Origin of the sequence: Pseudoduganella aquatica (assembly GCF_009857595.1) — a bacterium.
Classification (GTDB): Bacteria; Pseudomonadota; Gammaproteobacteria; order Burkholderiales; family Burkholderiaceae_D; genus Rugamonas; species Rugamonas aquatica_A.
This window is the reverse complement of sequence record NZ_WWCU01000018.1, coordinates 55,796-72,488: the sequence shown is the minus strand read 5'-3', so window position 1 is coordinate 72,488 and position 16,693 is coordinate 55,796. Positions and strand designations below refer to the sequence as shown.

General features: G+C 65.0%; 12 protein-coding genes. 11 read left to right on the top strand and 1 reads right to left on the bottom strand.

What is annotated here, in order from left to right; genetic code table 11:
• Nucleotides 1-128: 128 nt before the first annotated feature.
• The 7 genes from scpB (at nt 129) to truB (ending at nt 9,577) form a co-directional block, all read left to right on the top strand.
• Nucleotides 129-842: an SMC-Scp complex subunit ScpB gene (gene scpB, locus GTP77_RS16760; protein ID WP_161073288.1), complete on the top strand. Its 714-nt coding sequence runs from the start codon at nt 129-131 to the stop codon at nt 840-842.
• Nucleotides 835-2,898, top strand: coding sequence for a pseudouridine synthase (locus GTP77_RS16755; protein ID WP_161073287.1), 2,064 nt, complete (start codon nt 835-837; stop codon nt 2,896-2,898). The genes scpB and GTP77_RS16755 overlap by 8 nt, the downstream gene beginning before the upstream one ends.
• Before the next feature lie 268 nt (nt 2,899-3,166).
• The gene (gene rimP, locus GTP77_RS16750) at nt 3,167-3,655 is read left to right on the top strand and encodes a ribosome maturation factor RimP (RefSeq protein ID WP_056399542.1); all 489 of its coding nucleotides are present in this window, start codon (nt 3,167-3,169) and stop codon (nt 3,653-3,655) included.
• On the top strand, nt 3,652-5,217 hold the full coding sequence (gene nusA / locus GTP77_RS16745) for a transcription termination factor NusA (RefSeq protein WP_161073286.1): 1,566 nt from the start codon (nt 3,652-3,654) through the stop codon (nt 5,215-5,217). The genes rimP and nusA overlap by 4 nt, the downstream gene beginning before the upstream one ends.
• A 46-nt stretch (nt 5,218-5,263) precedes the next feature.
• Nucleotides 5,264-8,131 (top strand): translation initiation factor IF-2, encoded by a 2,868-nt coding sequence (gene infB / locus GTP77_RS16740; protein WP_161073285.1) that lies wholly within the window; start codon nt 5,264-5,266, stop codon nt 8,129-8,131.
• Nucleotides 8,132-8,216: 85 nt separating this feature from the next.
• Nucleotides 8,217-8,642, top strand: a complete 426-nt coding sequence (rbfA, locus tag GTP77_RS16735; protein WP_161073284.1) for a 30S ribosome-binding factor RbfA — start codon at nt 8,217-8,219, stop codon at nt 8,640-8,642.
• The gene (gene truB / locus GTP77_RS16730) at nt 8,639-9,577 is read left to right on the top strand and encodes a tRNA pseudouridine(55) synthase TruB (protein ID WP_161073283.1); all 939 of its coding nucleotides are present in this window, start codon (nt 8,639-8,641) and stop codon (nt 9,575-9,577) included. The genes rbfA and truB overlap by 4 nt, the downstream gene beginning before the upstream one ends.
• Here the strand turns inward: truB and GTP77_RS16725 are convergent.
• A complete protein-coding gene (locus GTP77_RS16725) occupies nt 9,574-9,945 on the bottom strand; it encodes a phosphatase PAP2 family protein (protein ID WP_161073282.1) in 372 nt (123 codons plus the stop codon). The genes truB and GTP77_RS16725 overlap by 4 nt on opposite strands.
• A 294-nt stretch (nt 9,946-10,239) precedes the next feature.
• Between GTP77_RS16725 and typA the strand changes: the two genes are divergently transcribed.
• The 4 genes from typA (at nt 10,240) to GTP77_RS16705 (ending at nt 16,693) form a co-directional block, all read left to right on the top strand.
• Nucleotides 10,240-12,072 (top strand): translational GTPase TypA, encoded by a 1,833-nt coding sequence (gene typA, locus GTP77_RS16720; RefSeq protein WP_161073281.1) that lies wholly within the window; start codon nt 10,240-10,242, stop codon nt 12,070-12,072.
• Nucleotides 12,073-12,239: 167 nt separating this feature from the next.
• Complete coding sequence (locus tag GTP77_RS16715) at nt 12,240-14,513, top strand: DUF3141 domain-containing protein (RefSeq protein ID WP_228895259.1); 2,274 nt, start codon at nt 12,240-12,242, stop codon at nt 14,511-14,513.
• The gene (locus GTP77_RS16710) at nt 14,510-15,469 is read left to right on the top strand and encodes a phosphate acetyltransferase (protein WP_161073280.1); all 960 of its coding nucleotides are present in this window, start codon (nt 14,510-14,512) and stop codon (nt 15,467-15,469) included. The genes GTP77_RS16715 and GTP77_RS16710 overlap by 4 nt, the downstream gene beginning before the upstream one ends.
• A 12-nt stretch (nt 15,470-15,481) precedes the next feature.
• Complete coding sequence (locus tag GTP77_RS16705; RefSeq protein ID WP_161073321.1) at nt 15,482-16,693, top strand: acetate/propionate family kinase; 1,212 nt, start codon at nt 15,482-15,484, stop codon at nt 16,691-16,693.

The window sequence follows — 16,693 nt, the reverse complement described above, 5'->3', positions numbered from 1 at the left end:
CCTTTCGTAGTTTTATCAGGTACAATTGCCGCAGTTGGACCTGACACCTCCATCCCCATCGGTACTGCCCCTGCCCAGCGCGCAAAGGCCCGGGCACATCTTGCATTTATTGCAAACACAAGATAGCTATGAATACAGTTGAGGCGAAAAGAGTCCTCGAAACCGCTTTGCTATGCGCGCATGAGCCTTTGTCCATGCACAGCCTCAAGAAGCTGTTTGTGGAGCTCGATGAGCAGGGCAGGCCGCGCAACGAGGGCCTGGGCGCCGATACGATCAAGGAAATACTGGAAGAACTGAGGCTGGACTGGGATGGCCGCGGCGTCGAGGTGGTGAACCTGGCCAGCGGCTGGCGTTTCCAGAGCCGGCCGGAAATGAAGCTGTACCTGGACCGGCTAAGCCCGGAAAAGCCGCAGAAATACTCGCGCGCAACGCTGGAAACACTGGCCATTATTGCCTACCGCCAGCCGGTGACGCGCGGCGACATCGAGGAGATTCGCGGCGTGGCCGTGAATTCGCAGACGATCAAAATGCTGGAAGACCGTGGCTGGGTGGACGTGCTCGGCTACCGCGACGTGCTGGGAAGGCCCGCCTTGCTGGGCACCACCAAGCACTTTTTGGATGATTTGGGACTCAGTTCGCTGTCCCAGCTGCCACCGTTGCAGCAAATCAGCGATATGCGAGGTGGCGCGCCCGACATGGAAGCGCTGGAAGCAGCCCTGCAGGAGAACTTTGACAAAGCGGCGCAACACGCCGCGTCGCCCATCAATGAGGCACCGGCTCACGCCCTTGCGCCAGAAACGACGGTTGACGCTGAGCACAACCAAGAAATGAACAATGAATAACACTGATACCCAAGAGACTGCCGGCGCACCCGCCGCCGACCTGGCTGCCAAGCCGAAGCGCCGTACCAAGGCGCAGATTGAAGCCGACAAGGGCGAGGCGCATGCGCCGAGCGCGCTGGCCGCGGGCGAAGCACCCAAGCCCAAGCGCAAGGCCAAGGCCGATGCCGCTCCTGCCGCCGATGCTGGCGATGCGGCGGCCGCCGCGCCCGTGAAGAAGCCGCGCGCCAAGCCTGCCCAGGCTGCCGATGCCGCCGCCGCGCCTGCCGCCGCTGGCGAATCCGCCGCCGCCGAGGGCGCGCCGGCCAAAACGCCGCGCGCCAAAAAGCCGAAGGCCGATGCAGCCGCTCCTGCCGCCGAATCCGGCGACGCGCCAGCCGCTGCGGGCAATGGCGACAGCAAATCCGAACGCCGCCCGCGCGGCCCGCGCCAGATGCGCGAACTGCGCGCCGTGCGCGAACTCACCCGTCCAGCGCCAGTGGCGGCTCCCGTCGCCGAGGGCGCGGAAGGTGCGCCGGCCGCGGTTGTGGCCGCTGGCGCCGAAGGCGAGGGCGCAGCCCCGGCCGGTCCGCGCCATGAGCGCGGTCCGCGCAACGAAGGCCGCAACAAGAACAAGAAAAAGGGCAAGCAGCGTCCAGGCGCCCAAGGGCAGGGCGGCCACGCGGGCGGCAAGCTGAGCGATGCGGACGCCGCATTCGCCTATGCCACCTCCGACGCCTTCGACAGCGAAGAAGCCGGCAAGGGCCGCCAGCCGGCCAAGGCCGTGCGCCGCGACCTGACCGCCGAAGACGACGCGCCCAAGCTGCACAAGGTATTGGCCGAAGCCGGCCTGGGTTCGCGCCGCGACATGGAAGACCTGATCGTTGCCGGCCGCGTGTCGGTGAACGGCGAGCCGGCCCACATCGGCCAGCGCATCCTGCCGACCGACGCCGTGCGCATCAACGGCAAGCTGATCCACCGCAAGGTGAGCAAGAAGCCGCCGCGCGTGCTGGTGTACCACAAGCCTGCCGGCGAAATCGTGTCGCACGACGATCCGGACGGCCGTCCATCGGTGTTCGACCGCCTGCCGACCATGAAGGCCGGCAAATGGCTGGCCATCGGCCGCCTGGACTTCAACACCGAAGGCCTGCTGCTGTTCACCACCTCCGGCGATCTGGCTAACCGCCTGATGCACCCGCGCTACAACATCGACCGTGAATACGCGGTGCGCACGCTGGGCACGCTGGAAGAAGGCATGCGCCAGAAGCTGCTGGCCGGCGTGGAGCTGGAAGACGGCCTGGCCAACTTCTCCAAGATCGCGGACGGCGGCGGTGAAGGCATCAACCGCTGGTACCGCGTGGTGATCAGCGAAGGCCGCAACCGCGAGGTGCGCCGCATGTTCGAGGCCATCGGCCTGACCGTGTCGCGCCTGATCCGTACCCGCTACGGCGCCATGACCTTGCCTAGCGACCTGAAGCGCGGCCGCTGGGATGAGATGGAAGAAAACACCGTGCGCGACCTGATGGCCGCGTATGGCGTGGAGAAAAAACAGCCGGGCGACCAGCCGGCCCAGGGCGGCCAGAAGCGCGCCCAGGGTGGCCCGCAAGGCGGCCGTGGTCCGCAGGGCCAAGGCCAGGGTGGCCAGCGCGGCAACCAGAAGCCGCGCCGCGACCGCGACGAGCACGATGACGGCGAGCCGAACGGCAACCGCATGGACGTGAGCAATAAAAACGCCGACCCCTTCCCGCAAGCACCACGCGGCCAGGGCCGTGGCCAGGGCGCCTACTTCGGCGCAGGCCAGGGCGGCGGCCAGGCCGGCGGTTATGGCCGTCCGGGCGGCGGTTCGGGCCGTCCAGGCGGCTCCGGCCGTCCGGGTGGCGGTGGCGGGCAGGGCGGCCTTGGCCGTGGCCAGGGTGCTGCCGGCGCCGGCGGCGCAGGCAAGGCGCCGAAAGGTCCGCGCCAGCCGGACCCGCTGCAAACCACTTTTGGCTTTGGTAACGCCGGCGGCCAGCGCCGCGGCAACCAGCAGCCGCGTGGCGGCGCGTCCGACCACGGCATGCCGCGCCGCCGCAAGGGCTAATCCGAATCCTGGGGTCGGACCCGATGGGGCTGGCCCCCGCGGTTTCCCGGCCTCCAGGCCAGGTTTTTGCGTAGTTTTGATTGTTGTTTGCGTGTCCACTGTGGTATGTGGCATTGCAGCGAAGTCAATTGGCGGTTATAATGACCAGCCTAGGAAAAGTGATTCGCTGGTTTTAATGCCGAGAGTGCTTTCATCTGGCTGGGTAGTACAAGAAGATGGGCAATAGCCCATTTTTTTTTTGGTGAACCGTTTTTAGCGGAGAAATTTTTTGCAACTGCCGGAATTAATTGAAAAGACCGTCGCCGGTCTGGGCTATGAGCTGGTTGATGTCGAACGGGCCGAGCGCGGACTGCTGCGCGTCTATATCGATTTCAGCGCGGCGGATGCGGCCGAAAAAGGCCCGATCACGGTTGAGGACTGCGCCACGGTCAGCCATCAGCTGAGCCATGTGCTGACGGTCGAAAACGTCAACTACGAGCGGCTGGAAATCTCCTCGCCCGGCCTGGACAGGCCGCTGCGCAAACTGGAAGATTTCACCCGCTTCGCTGGTTGCGAAGCCATCGTCAAGCTGAAAGTCGCCATGCCGGGCACCTCCAACCGCAAGTCCTTCGAGGGCGTGCTGCAGGAGCCGCAGGGCGATCAGCTGGCATTGGAATTTGAAGGTAAAGATGGTCCGGCGCTGTTGGAGTTTACGCTCGCCGATATGGATAAGGCACGCTTGGTGCCGCAGGTGGATTTTAAGGGACGCAAAGCATGAGTCGCGAAGTTTTGTTATTGGTGGACGCGCTGGCGCGTGAAAAGAACGTCGACAAGGACGTGGTCTTTGGTGCGCTGGAATTTGCGCTGGCGCAAGCTACGAAGAAGCGCTACGAAGGCGAGGTCGACATCCGCGTTTCGATCGACCGCGATTCGGGCGAGTTCGAATCCTTCCGCCGCTGGCACGTGGTGCCCGACGAAGCGGGCCTGCAGCTGCCTGACCAGGAAGTGCTGCTGTTTGAAGCAAAAGAACAAATCGCCGACATCGAAGTGGACGACCACATCGAAGAGCCGATCGAATCCGTGGAATTCGGCCGCCGTTTCGCCCAGGACACCAAACAGGTGGTCCTGCAGCGCGTGCGCGATGCCGAGCGCGAACAGATCCTGGCCGACTTCCTGGAGCGCGGCGACTCGCTCGTGACCGGCACCATCAAGCGCATGGAACGCGGCGATGCAATCGTCGAGTCCGGCAAGATCGAAGCGCGCCTGCCGCGCGACCAGATGATCCCCAAGGAAAATCTGCGTATCGGCGACCGCGTGCGTGCCTTCATCCTGCGCGTGGACCGCAATATGCGCGGCCCGCAGGTGATCCTGTCGCGCACCGCGCCGGACTTCATCATGAAGCTGTTCGAACTGGAAGTGCCGGAAATCGAACAAGGCATGCTGGAAATTAAATCCGCAGCCCGCGACGCCGGCGTGCGCGCCAAGATCGCCGTCTACACGGCCGACAAGCGCATCGACCCGATCGGCACCTGCGTCGGCATGCGCGGTTCGCGCGTGCAGGCTGTTACCGGCGAGCTGGGCGGCGAACGCGTGGACATCGTGCTGTGGTCGGAAGATCCGGCCCAGTTCGTGATCGGCGCGCTGGCCCCGGCCAATGTGTCGTCCATCATGGTCGATGAAGAGAAGCACGCCATGGACGTCGTGGTCGACGAAGAAAACCTGGCCATCGCCATCGGCCGCTCGGGCCAGAACGTGCGCCTGGCCGCCGATCTGACCGGCTGGAAGATCAACATCATGACGGCCGAGGAATCGGCCGACAAGGCAGCCCAGGAAACCGCCGCGATCCGCGCGCTGTTCATGGAAAAACTGGACGTCGACCAGGAAGTGGCCGACATCCTGGTGGAAGAGGGCTTTGCCAGCCTGGAAGAAATTGCTTACGTGCCGATCTCCGAAATGCTGGAAATCGACGCGTTCGACGAAGATACCGTCAATGAATTGCGGACCCGCGCACGCGATGCGCTGGTGACCGAGGCGATCGCCTCGGAAGAAGGTCTGGAAGGCATGGACGAGGCATTGGTCGGTCTGGAAGGCATGGACCGCATCACCGCCGGCAAGCTGGGTCTGGCTGGTATCAAGACCGTAGAAGCTTTTGCCGCACTGGCTTACGACGAATTTGGCGCCATTTTGGCCCTGTCCGCCGACCGTGCCCGTGCACTGATTGCAAGTGAATTTGAAGATGTGACCGACGATGAGATGAAGTTGGTTGACTCGAAGTACGACGACCGCGCCAAGGCCCTGCAAGCCAAAGCCTGGTCGGCGGCCGAATCCGCAAAGGCATAATTTGAGTATCTTTATCATCTCCGCGACACATAGAAAAGAGGACTGAATGGCGAGTAACAACGTAGCCCAATTTGCCACCGAACTGAAGATGCCTGCAGATTTGCTGCTGACGCAGCTGCGTTCTGCTGGCGTCGAAAAGAGTTCGACGTCAGATCCATTGTCGAAAGATGATAAGGATAAGTTGCTGGAACACCTGCGCCGCACCCACGGCGCAGCTGCGGACACCGAAAAGAAAAAGATCACGCTGACCCGCAAGGAAACCACCGAGATCAAGCAGGCTGACGCCACCGGCAAATCGCGCACCATCCAGGTGGCGGTGAAGAAAGTACGCACCTTCGTCCAGCGCGACGAGCCGGTGCCTGCCGCCGCGCCTGCCGCACCAGTAGTGGACGCCGCCGAAGTGGCGCGCCGCGAGGAAGACGCACGCAAACAGGCCGAGCTGATCGCCCGCCAGGAAGCGGAACTGCGCGAGAAGCAGGAACGCCTGGCCAAGCTGGAATCGGAAAAGGAAGCCCAGGCGCAAGCCGCCGCTGCCGCCGAAGCCGAAGCGAAGAAAGCTGCGGAAGCCGAAGCCAAGAAAGCCGCCGCCGCCGCCAAGGCCGCCGCCGACAAGCCAGCTGCTGCTGCAGCGCCGGTCGTCGACGCCGCCGCCGAAGCGAAGAAGGCCGCTGCCGCTGAAGAAGCGAAGAAAGCCGCCGAACTGGCCAACAAGGAAGCCGCCGAGCGCGCTGCCGCCACCGAGCGCGCACGCAAGGCCGTGGCCGACGAAGTGGCCCAGATCAAAGCCATGATGAACGCGCCGCGCCGCGCCATCAAAGCGCCTGAGCCTACCCCGGCTCCGGTGCCGGTCAAGGCCAAGACTGCCGAAGGCACGCTGCACAAGCCTGCCGACAAGAAACCAGCCACCGACAAGCCGGGCGATAAAAAGCCTGCCGTCGGCGACAAGAAATCCATCAAGTCGGCCAATGTGTCGTCGACCTGGCAGGACGACGCCAAGAAGCGCGGCGCCCCTGGCGGCGGCGCAGGCAAAGGCCGTGGCGGCAACACCGGTTCGGCCGGTGGCCGTGACGGCTGGCGCAGCGGTGGCCGTGGCGGCCGCCGTGGCGGTTCGCATGCGGACGACCGCGAGACCAATTTCCAGGCCCCGACCGAAGCCATCGTCAAAGATGTGCACGTGCCGGAGACCATCACCGTGGCCGAGCTGGCGCACAAGATGTCCGTCAAGGCGTCCGAGGTCATCAAGCAGCTGATGAAGCTGGGCCAGATGTGCACCATCAACCAGGTGCTGGATCAGGAAACCGCGATGATCCTGGTGGAAGAGATGGGCCACAAAGCCCACCCCGCCGCCGAGGACGATCCGGAAGCGCTGCTGGCGGACCAGGGTGAGCACGCTCACTTCGAGTCCACCTCGCGCGCTCCTGTCGTGACCGTCATGGGTCACGTCGACCACGGCAAGACCTCGCTGCTGGATTACATCCGCCGCGCCAAAGTGGCGTCCGGCGAAGCTGGCGGCATTACGCAGCACATCGGCGCTTACCATGTCGACACGCCGCGCGGCACCATCACCTTCCTGGATACCCCGGGCCACGAAGCCTTTACGGCCATGCGTGCCCGCGGCGCCAAGGCAACCGACATCGTGATTCTGGTGGTGGCTGCGGACGACGGCGTGATGCCGCAAACGAAAGAGGCGATTGCCCACGCAAAAGCTGCAGGCGTACCGCTGGTGGTGGCGATCAACAAGATCGACAAACCGGGCGGCAACCTGGAGCGCGTGACGCAGGAACTGATCTCCGAACAAGTGGTGCCGGAAGAATACGGCGGCGACTCGCCGTTCGTGCCGGTATCGGCCAAGACCGGCCAGGGCATCGACGACCTGCTGGAGCAAGTGCTGCTGCAAGCCGAAGTGCTGGAACTGAAAGCACCGGTCGACGCGCCAGCGCGCGGCCTGGTGGTGGAAGCCCGCCTGGACAAGGGCAAGGGTCCCGTGGCCACCATCCTGGTCCAGTCCGGTACGCTGAAGCGCGGCGACGTTGTGCTGGCAGGCTCCTCGTATGGCCGCGTGCGCGCCATGCTGGACGAGAACGGCAAAGCCGTGTCGGAAGCCGGTCCTTCGATCCCGGTCGAAATCCAGGGTCTGACCGAAGTGCCGGCCGCCGGTGAAGAAGTCATGGTCATGGCTGACGAGCGTAAAGCCCGTGAGATCGGCCTGTTCCGTCAAGGTAAGTTCCGCGACGTGAAGCTGGCCAAGCAGCAAGCGGCCAAGCTGGAGAACATGTTCGAACAGATGGCCGAAGGCGAAGTGAAGAATCTGCCGCTGATCGTCAAGACCGACGTGCAGGGTTCGCAGGAAGCACTGGTGTCCTCGCTGCAGAAACTGTCGACCTCCGAAGTGCGCGTACAGGTTGTGCACGCAGCGGTGGGCGGCATCACGGAATCGGACGTCAACCTGGCGGTGGCCTCGAAAGCGGTCATCATCGGCTTCAACGCCCGTGCCGATGCACAGGCGCGCAAGCTGGCCGAGTCGAACGGCGTGGACATCCGCTACTACAACATCATCTACGACGCGATCGAAGAGGTGAAAGCAGCACTGTCCGGCATGCTGGCGCCAGAGCGCCGCGAGCAGATCACCGGCCAGGTCGAAGTACGCCAGGTCATCCTGGTTTCCAAGGTCGGCGCGATTGCGGGCTGCCTGGTTACCGACGGTGTGGTCAAGCGTTCCTCGTCCGTCCGCCTGCTGCGCAACAACATCGTGCTGTGGACCGGCGAGATCGACTCCCTCAAGCGCTTCAAGGACGACGCGAAAGAAGTCCGCGCCGGTCTGGAATGCGGCTTGTCGCTGAAGAACTACAACGAAATCCAGGTTGGCGACACCCTGGAAGTGTTCGAAGTGCAGGAAATCGCCCGTACGCTGTAATAGCGGTCGGCGCACTGGCGGGTCAGTGAAACCGGGGCGTGCCCCCGGTTTTATTGACCCGCCAATTTTTTTTAGGTAACACATCATGGCAAAACATAGCAAAACCATCCCCGCGCGCGGCTTGCGCGTCGCCGACCAGATTCAGAAGGATTTGTCGGTGCTGATCGCCTACGAGCTGAAAGACCCGCGCGTCGGCATGATTACGCTGTCCGAAGTCCAGCTCACGCCGGACTACGCGCACGCCAAGATCTACTTCACCATGCTGAAGGACGATCCGGAAACCGTGAAGAACACGCTGGCCGGCCTGAACGCGGCCTCCGGCTACCTGCGCAATATGCTGGGCAAGCGCCTGCACATCCACACGCTGCCGTCGCTGCACTTCCACCACGACATGTCGGCCTCGCGCGGCATGGAGCTGTCGGCGCTGATCGACCAGGCCAATTCGACCCGCTCGCTGGACGACGAGGGCGACGCCGCCCCCAAGGCTGAAGGCGAAGACCAAGCCGAATGAATCAGCAAAAAGTAAAACGCGTGCGCGACATCGTCGATGGCGTGCTGCTGCTGGACAAGCCGGTCGGCCTGTCCTCCAACGACGCGCTGATCAAGACCAAGCGCATGCTGAACGCGAAGAAGGCGGGCCACACCGGCACGCTGGACCCCTTCGCCACCGGCCTGCTGCCGCTGTGCTTTGGCGAAGCCACCAAGTTCTCGCAGGACTTGCTGGAAGCCGACAAGACCTATCTGACCACCGTGCACCTGGGGCAGCGCTCGGACACCGGCGACACCGAAGGCCAGATCATCGAAACGCGCGACGTGAACGTCACGCGCGATCAGATCGAAGCCGTGCTGGCGCGGTTCCGCGGCCCCATCGAGCAGGTGCCGCCCATGTACTCGGCGCTCAAGCGCGACGGCAAGCCGCTGTACGAGTACGCGCGCGCCGGCATTACGCTGGAGCGCGAAGCGCGCCCGGTCACTATCCACAAGCTGGAATTCGTCAGCTACGAAGCACCGTTTTTGAAGCTGGAAGTCAAGTGCAGCAAGGGTACGTATATCCGCGTGCTGGGCGAAGACATCGGCGCGGCGCTGGGCTGCGGCGCGCACCTGAACGCGCTGCGCCGCATCCAGGTCGGCGAGCTGACGATGGACAATATCGTTACGCTGGAAGAGGTGGCCGCCCATGCCACGCCGCTGGAACTGCTGGCGCCGGTCGATGCGCTGCTGTCGTCCTTCCCGCCGGTGCAGCTGACCGATGAGTTGGCCAAACGCTTCCTCAACGGCCAGCGCCTGCCGCTGGGCAAAGAGCCGGCCGTGGCCGTGCCCAAGCTGGAGCAGGTACCTGGCCGCGTGCGCGTCTACCATGGCGACAAGCTGCTCGGCACCGCCCAGTTGGGCGAGTTCGACATCCTGGCGCCCGAGCGCCTGATCTCCGTCGCAGGCGCCGCTTAAAAGCGCTTCCCGAAGCCGACGAACACGCCGCCCGGCATGGCGCGCAGGACGAAGGGGCCTTTCCGCTGCGCCAGGTAGCCGCTGGCCGCGCCCACTGCGGCGCCGGCCAGCACGTCGGTCTGCCAGTGCGAGCGCGTCTTCACGCGCGACACCATTTCATACACCGGCAGCGCCGCCATCAGCCACACGGCGGGATGGTCGTCTTTATATTCGAGGATGAAGGGCGTGACCAGCGCCGCCGCCGTCGTCACATGGCCGCTGGGGAAGCTCTTGCCGCCCGCGTGCCAGCGGTTGGGGTCGTCCGTTTCACTGGGCCGCAGGCGGCCGGTGGCCCGCTTCAGCACCTCGGTAGCGGCATTGCCGACCACGAAGGCCTCGCTGCTGGCCCAGACCGTCCGCCAGCAGGGTGGCCGAGAGGATGAGATTGCGCGCGCTGGCCATACCGCCTCCGATGTCTGATCATTCGGCAAGCATAGTAGGGCGGAGATTAGTTCGGTGTTAACGCGCTCAGCAATATGCGCGGAGTTTGATCCGGCTCAAGTTCCGTGTAAAAAGAGGTGCACAGCAAAGGATTTTTATTGCGGTGCGGTACGTGCTATAATAGTGGGTTCCAGTGATCGCATTCGCATTCACTCCGCAGTTTTTCTGTAAATACAACGACTATGTCTACTACTAAACGCGCAATTCGCAATATCGCCATCATCGCCCACGTTGACCACGGCAAAACCACCCTCGTGGACCAGCTGCTCAAGCAGTCTGGCACCTTCCGTGAAAACCAAGCGGTCGACACCCGCGTGATGGACTCGAACGACCTCGAAAAAGAGCGCGGCATCACGATTCTGTCGAAGAACTGCGCCGTTGAGTACGAAGGCACCCACATCAACATCGTCGACACCCCAGGCCACGCCGACTTCGGCGGCGAAGTGGAGCGTGTTCTGTCGATGGTGGACTCGGTTCTGCTGCTGGTCGATGCCCAGGAAGGCCCGATGCCACAGACCCGTTTCGTGACCCGCAAGGCGCTGGCCCTGGGCCTGAAGCCTATCGTGGTGGTCAACAAGGTCGACCGTCCGGGCGCGCGCGCCGACTGGGCGATCAACCAGACTTTCGAACTGTTCGACAAGCTGGGCGCTACCGATGAGCAGCTGGACTTCCCTATCGTTTACGCTTCGGGCCTGAACGGCTACGCCGGCCTGACCGAAGACGTGCGCTCGGGCGACATGAAGCCGCTGTTCGACGCCATCCTGGAACACGTGCCAGTGCGCGACGACAATCCGGACGGTCCGCTGCAGATGCAAATCACCTCGCTGGACTACTCGTCCTACGTGGGCAAGATCGGCATTGGCCGTATCAACCGCGGCCGCGTTAAAACCGGCCAGGACGTTGTGGTTGTGAACGGCCCAGGCGCCACCCCGATCAAAGGCCGCATCAACCAGGTGCTGAACTTCAAGGGCCTGGAGCGCGTGCTGGTAGACGACGCTGTTGCCGGCGACATCGTGCTGATCAACGGTATCGAAGAAATCGGCATCGGTTCGACCGTGTGCGCACCGGACACCCCGGACCCGCTGCCAATGCTGACCGTGGACGAGCCTACCCTGACCATGAACTTCATGGTCAACAACTCGCCGCTGGCCGGCCGCGAAGGCAAGTTCGTGACCTCGCGCCAGCTGCGCGACCGTCTGGACAAAGAACTGAAAGCCAACGTTGCCCTGCGCGTTGCGCCAACCGAAGACGACACCACCTTCGAAGTATCGGGCCGTGGCGAGCTGCACCTGACCATCCTGATCGAAAACATGCGCCGTGAAGGCTTCGAGCTGGCCGTTTCCCGTCCACGCGTGGTGTTCAAAATGGTCGATGGCGTGCGCCACGAGCCGTACGAGCAGCTGTCGGTTGACGTTGAAGAAGCCAACCAGGGCGGCGTGATGGAAGAACTGGGCCGCCGCCGTGGCGACCTGCAGAACATGGAATCCGACGGCAAAGGCCGTGTGCGCCTGGAATACCGTATTCCTGCGCGTGGCCTGATCGGCTTCCAGGGCGAATTCATGACCCTGACCCGCGGCACCGGCCTGATGAGCCACGTGTTCGACGCCTACGCTCCGGTCGACAACGGCAAGGGCGAACTGGGCGGCCGCCGCAACGGCGTGCTGATCTCGCAGGACGACGGCGCCGCCGTTGCCTACGCCATCTGGAAACTGCAGGATCGCGGCCGCATGTTCGTGGTCCACAACGACCCAGTGTACGAAGGCATGATCATCGGTATCCACTCGCGCGACAACGATCTGGTGGTTAACCCGATCAAGGGCAAGCAGCTGACCAACGTGCGTTCGTCGGGTACCGACGAAGCCGTGCGCCTGGTGCCGCCTATCCAGATGTCGCTGGAATACGCAGTGGAATTCATCGACGACGACGAACTGGTGGAAATCACCCCGAAATCGATCCGTCTGCGCAAGCGCTTCCTGAAAGAGCACGAGCGTAAGAAGGCTTCCCGCGAAGCGTAATCGCTGAGCCTGGAATGAAAGCCGCCGCACCCGCAAGGGGCGGCGGCTTTTGTCATTTTGCGGCGCACCATAGCATCGCCGGTTTCTTGTCTATTTTTTATTGCTGGTATACTGAATCCCTGTCCGGAAGTCGTAGGTGCAGTGCACAACCGTAAAGGGAGCTCAGCGTGAACGATAGAAGCAATGTATTCCAGCCGGCATGGCCCGGCAGTCCCTTCGACCTCGCCCGCCAGGCCGGCGAATACTGGATCGACGCCTGGCAGCGCTCGGTGCTGTTCATGGACGTGCTGCGCCAGCGCGGCGACGACCATGCCGAGAGCGTGGCGCAGGCAGCGCCCCATGTGCTGAACTTCGAATTCGACGTGGTGATGGATGGCCGCGACCTGGATCGCCCCGTCAACTACGGCCTGCTGCGCATCACCCCGCCGGATGGCGTGGAGGTGGACGCGGCGCGGCGTCCCTTCATCGTGTTCGACCCGCGCGCCGGGCATGGCCCCGGCATAGGCGGCATGAAGCACGACAGCGAAATCGGCGTGGTGCTGCGCGCCGGCCATCCCTGTTATTTCGTCGGCTTCCTGCCGCAGCCGGTGCGCGGCCAGACCATAGAGGACGTGTGCCGCGCCGAGGCGCGCTTTATCGCCAAGGTGGCCGAGCTGCATCCGGACGCGGACGGCAAGCCCGCGCTGATCGGCAATTGCCAGGCCGGCTGGCAGATCATGATGACCGCAGCCCTCAACCCGGACCTGCCGGGACCGCTGGTGCTGGCCGGCGCGCCGCTGTCCTACTGGAATGGCGTGCACGGCAAGAACCCCTTGCGCTACCTGGGCGGCCTGCTGGGCGGCACCTGGCTGACCGCGCTGTCCGGCGACCTGGGCAACGGCATCTTCGACGGCGCCAACCTCGTCAGCAACTTCGAGAGCATGAACCCGGCCAACACCTGGTGGAAGAAGGAATACCGGGTGTACGCGCAGGTGGACACCGAGGCGCAGCGCTTCCTGGAATTCGAAAAGTGGTGGGGCAACCCGGTGCTGCTGAACGCGCCCGAGATGCAGTACATCGCCGACAATCTCTTCGTCGGCAACCGCCTCAGCTCCGGCTCCATCCATGACTCCACCGGCCGCCGCATCGACCTGCGCAACGTGAAGTCGCCCATCGTGGTGTTCTGCTCCTGGGGCGACGACATCACGCCGCCGCACCAGGCGCTGGGCTGGGTGCTGGACATGTACCAGGACGACGAGGCGCTGGCGATGAGCGGCCAGACCATCATCTACGCCATGCACGAGACCATAGGCCACCTCGGCATCTTCGTGTCGGCCACGGTGGCCAACAAGGAGCACGAGGAATTCACCTCCGCCATGGACCTGATCGACGTGCTGCCGCCCGGCCTGTACGAGGCGGTGTTCCTCGAAAAAACGCCGGACACCTTGAACGCCGCGCTGGCCACCGGCAACTACGTGATGCGCTTCGAGCGCCGCTTCCTGGACGACCTGCGCGCGCTGGGCGGCAACGACGCCGAGGACGAGCGCCGCTTCGCCGCCGTGGCGCGGGTGTCGGACGTGAACGTGGGCCTGTACCGCACCTTCGTGCGCCCGCTGCTGTCGGCCGTCGTCAATGACCAGAGCGCCGAAGCGCTGCGCCAGATGCATCCCTATCGGCTGCGCTACCGCGTGTACTCCAGCAAGAACCCCTTCCTGCACGGCATAGCCGGGCTGGCGGACAAGGTGCGCGCCGAGCGCAAGCCGGCCGCGCCGAACAATATCTTCAGCGCCATGCAGGAGGCGTTCTCGCGCCAGATCGCGGCCACGCTGGACCAGTACCGCGACGTGCGCGACAGCGCCGTGGAGCGCTACTTCCTGAACCTGTACGGCTCACCGGTGCTGCAGGCGCTGGTGGGCCTGCGCGCGGACGACCAGCGCGTGCGCCAACTGGGCCGCGACATTGCGCGCGAAACCGTGGTGGCGTCGGCGCGCGCCAAGCTGGTGGAAACCGCTGCCATCGGCGGCAAGGTGGAGGCCATTGTGCGCGCGCTGCTGTATATATTCCGCGCGCCGGAGCTGCGTGCCGCCGACGAGCGGGCTTACGCCACGCTGCGCGAGCTGCGCGCGCACAGCCACGCGGGCCAGCTAATGTCGCTGACGCGCTTCAAGGAAGTGGTGCAGCAGCAGGCGCAGATCCTGTCCTGGGACGAGGCGGCCGGCTTCACCGCGCTGCCGGCTTTGCTGCCGGACGACGCCGATGAAAAGGCGGACGCGCTCAACGTGGTGCGCCAGGTGGCCGGAGCTGCCGGCGCCCTGTCCGGCGAAGCGGCCGAGCGCATGGAACGCGTGGCCATGGCGTTCGGCGCACCGGCCGCAGCGGCGTTGAATGTGGCGGCGGCGGTGGCGGCCAATCCGCCCGGCATCGGGCTGGATGGCCAGGCCGCAGGCAAGGAGAAGGCATGAGCCCTGCGGCGGCCGAGAGCCGCCAGCATGTGCATTACGACCGCCTGATCGCCGCCGCGCAAGCGGTGGAAGCGCCGGTGGTGGCGGTGGCGCATGCCTGCGACCGCAACGCGCTGGAGAGCGCGCTGGACGCGGCGCGCTTGGGTCTGATGACCCCCATCCTGGTGGGACCGGAGGCGCGCATCCGCGCCGCCGCCGCCGAGGCGGGCCTGGACATATCGAGCCTGGCCATCGTTCCCACGGAGCACAGCCATGCGTCGGCGCAGCGCGCCGTGCAGCTGGTGCGCGAGGGCCATGCAGCGGCGCTGATGAAGGGCAGCCTGCACACTGACGAGCTGATGGCGGCCGTCGTGCAGGCCGAGGGCGGCTTGCGTACTTCGCGCCGCCTGAGCCATTGCTTTGTGATGGACGTGCCGGGCTTCCCGGAGCCGCTGATCGTCACCGACGCCGCCGTCAATATCGCGCCCACGCTGGCGGACAAGGTCGACATCGTGCAGAACGCCATCGACCTGGCGCACATCCTGGCTTTCGACGAGGTGCGCGTGGCCATCCTGTCGGCTGTGGAGACGGTGAATCCGAAAATTCCATCCACCATAGAAGCGGCGGCGCTGTGCAAGATGGCCGACAGGGGCCAGATCACCGGCGCGCTGCTGGACGGTCCGCTGGCGCTGGACAATGCGGTGAGTATGGAGGCGGCCGAGGTCAAGCAGCTCAAGTCGCCGGTGGCCGGGCGCGCCAACGTGCTGCTGGTGCCGGACCTGGAAACCGGCAATGTGCTGGCCAAGAGCCTGACCTTCATGGCGGGCGCGGATGCGGCCGGCATAGTGCTGGGCGCGCGCGTGCCGGTCATACTGACCAGCCGCGCCGACTCGGTGCAGGCGCGCCTGGCCTCGTGCGCCGTGGCCGCGCTGATCGCGCACAGCAAGCTGGCCGGCGCCAGGCTGCTGGGGAGCTAGGCCGTGGCGGCCATGCGCGCGGACGACGCGGTCATCGTCATCAATGCCGGTTCGTCCAGCATCAAGTTCTCGCTGTACGCCGGGGCGGAGCTGGCGTTGCGCGCCAAAGGAAAAATCGAGAACCTGTACGCGGGGCAGACCCGCTTCGTGGCGCAGGACGCGGCGGGCAGCGAGTCCGCCTCGCACGCGTGGCCGGGCGCGCCGCTGGCGCACGATGAAGCCATGCATTACCTGGTGCAGTATGCGCAAGGCCATCTGGACGGATTGAACGTGGTGGCGATAGGGCACCGCATCGTCCACGGCGGCACGGAATTCAGCGGGCCTGTGAAGCTGGACGCGGACGTGGCGGCGCGGCTGGAACGGCTGTCGCCGCTGGCGCCGCTGCACCAGCCGCACAACCTGGCGCCGGTGCGCAGCATCTTCGCGCTGGCGCCGCAGGTGCTGCAGGTGGGCTGCTTCGACACCGCCTTCCACACCGCGCAGCCGCCGCTGGCGCAAGCCTTCGCGCTGCCGCCCGAGATTACGGAGCAGGGCGTGCGGCGCTATGGCTTCCACGGGCTCTCGTATGAATACATCGCCAGCGTGCTGCCGGAGCTGGACGGCCGGCTGGCAGGCAAGCGCGTGGTGGCGGCGCACCTGGGCAACGGCGCCAGCATGTGCGCCATGCGCGGCGGGCGCAGCGTGGCCAGCACCATGGGCTTTACCGCCATCGACGGCCTGCCGATGGGCACGCGCTGCGGCAGCGTCGATCCCGGCGTGGTGCTGTATCTGATGGACGAACTGAAGATGGCGCCGGGTGATATCCAGCGCCTGCTGTACCAGCAATCGGGCTTGCTGGGCGTATCCGGCATCTCGTCCGACATGCGCACGCTGGAGCGCAGCAGCGACCCGCGCGCCAAACTCGCCATCGACCTGATGGTGTACCGCATCGGCCGTGAACTGGGCTCGCTGACGGCGGCGCTGGGCGGCTTGGACGGCATCGTGTTCTCGGGCGGCATAGGCGAGAACAGCGCGTCCCTGCGCAGCGCCGTCGGCCGCGACGCCGCCTGGCTGGGCGTGCAGCTCGACGCCGCCGCCAATGCCGCCGGTCCGGCCGCCGCCGCCTCTGCCGTAGGCGGCGCCTTCCGCATCAGCGCTGCCGGCAGCGCGGTGCCGGTCTGGGTCGTCCCCGCCAACGAAGAACTGATGATCGCGCGCCACGCGCAATCCCTGCTGGAGGCCTGA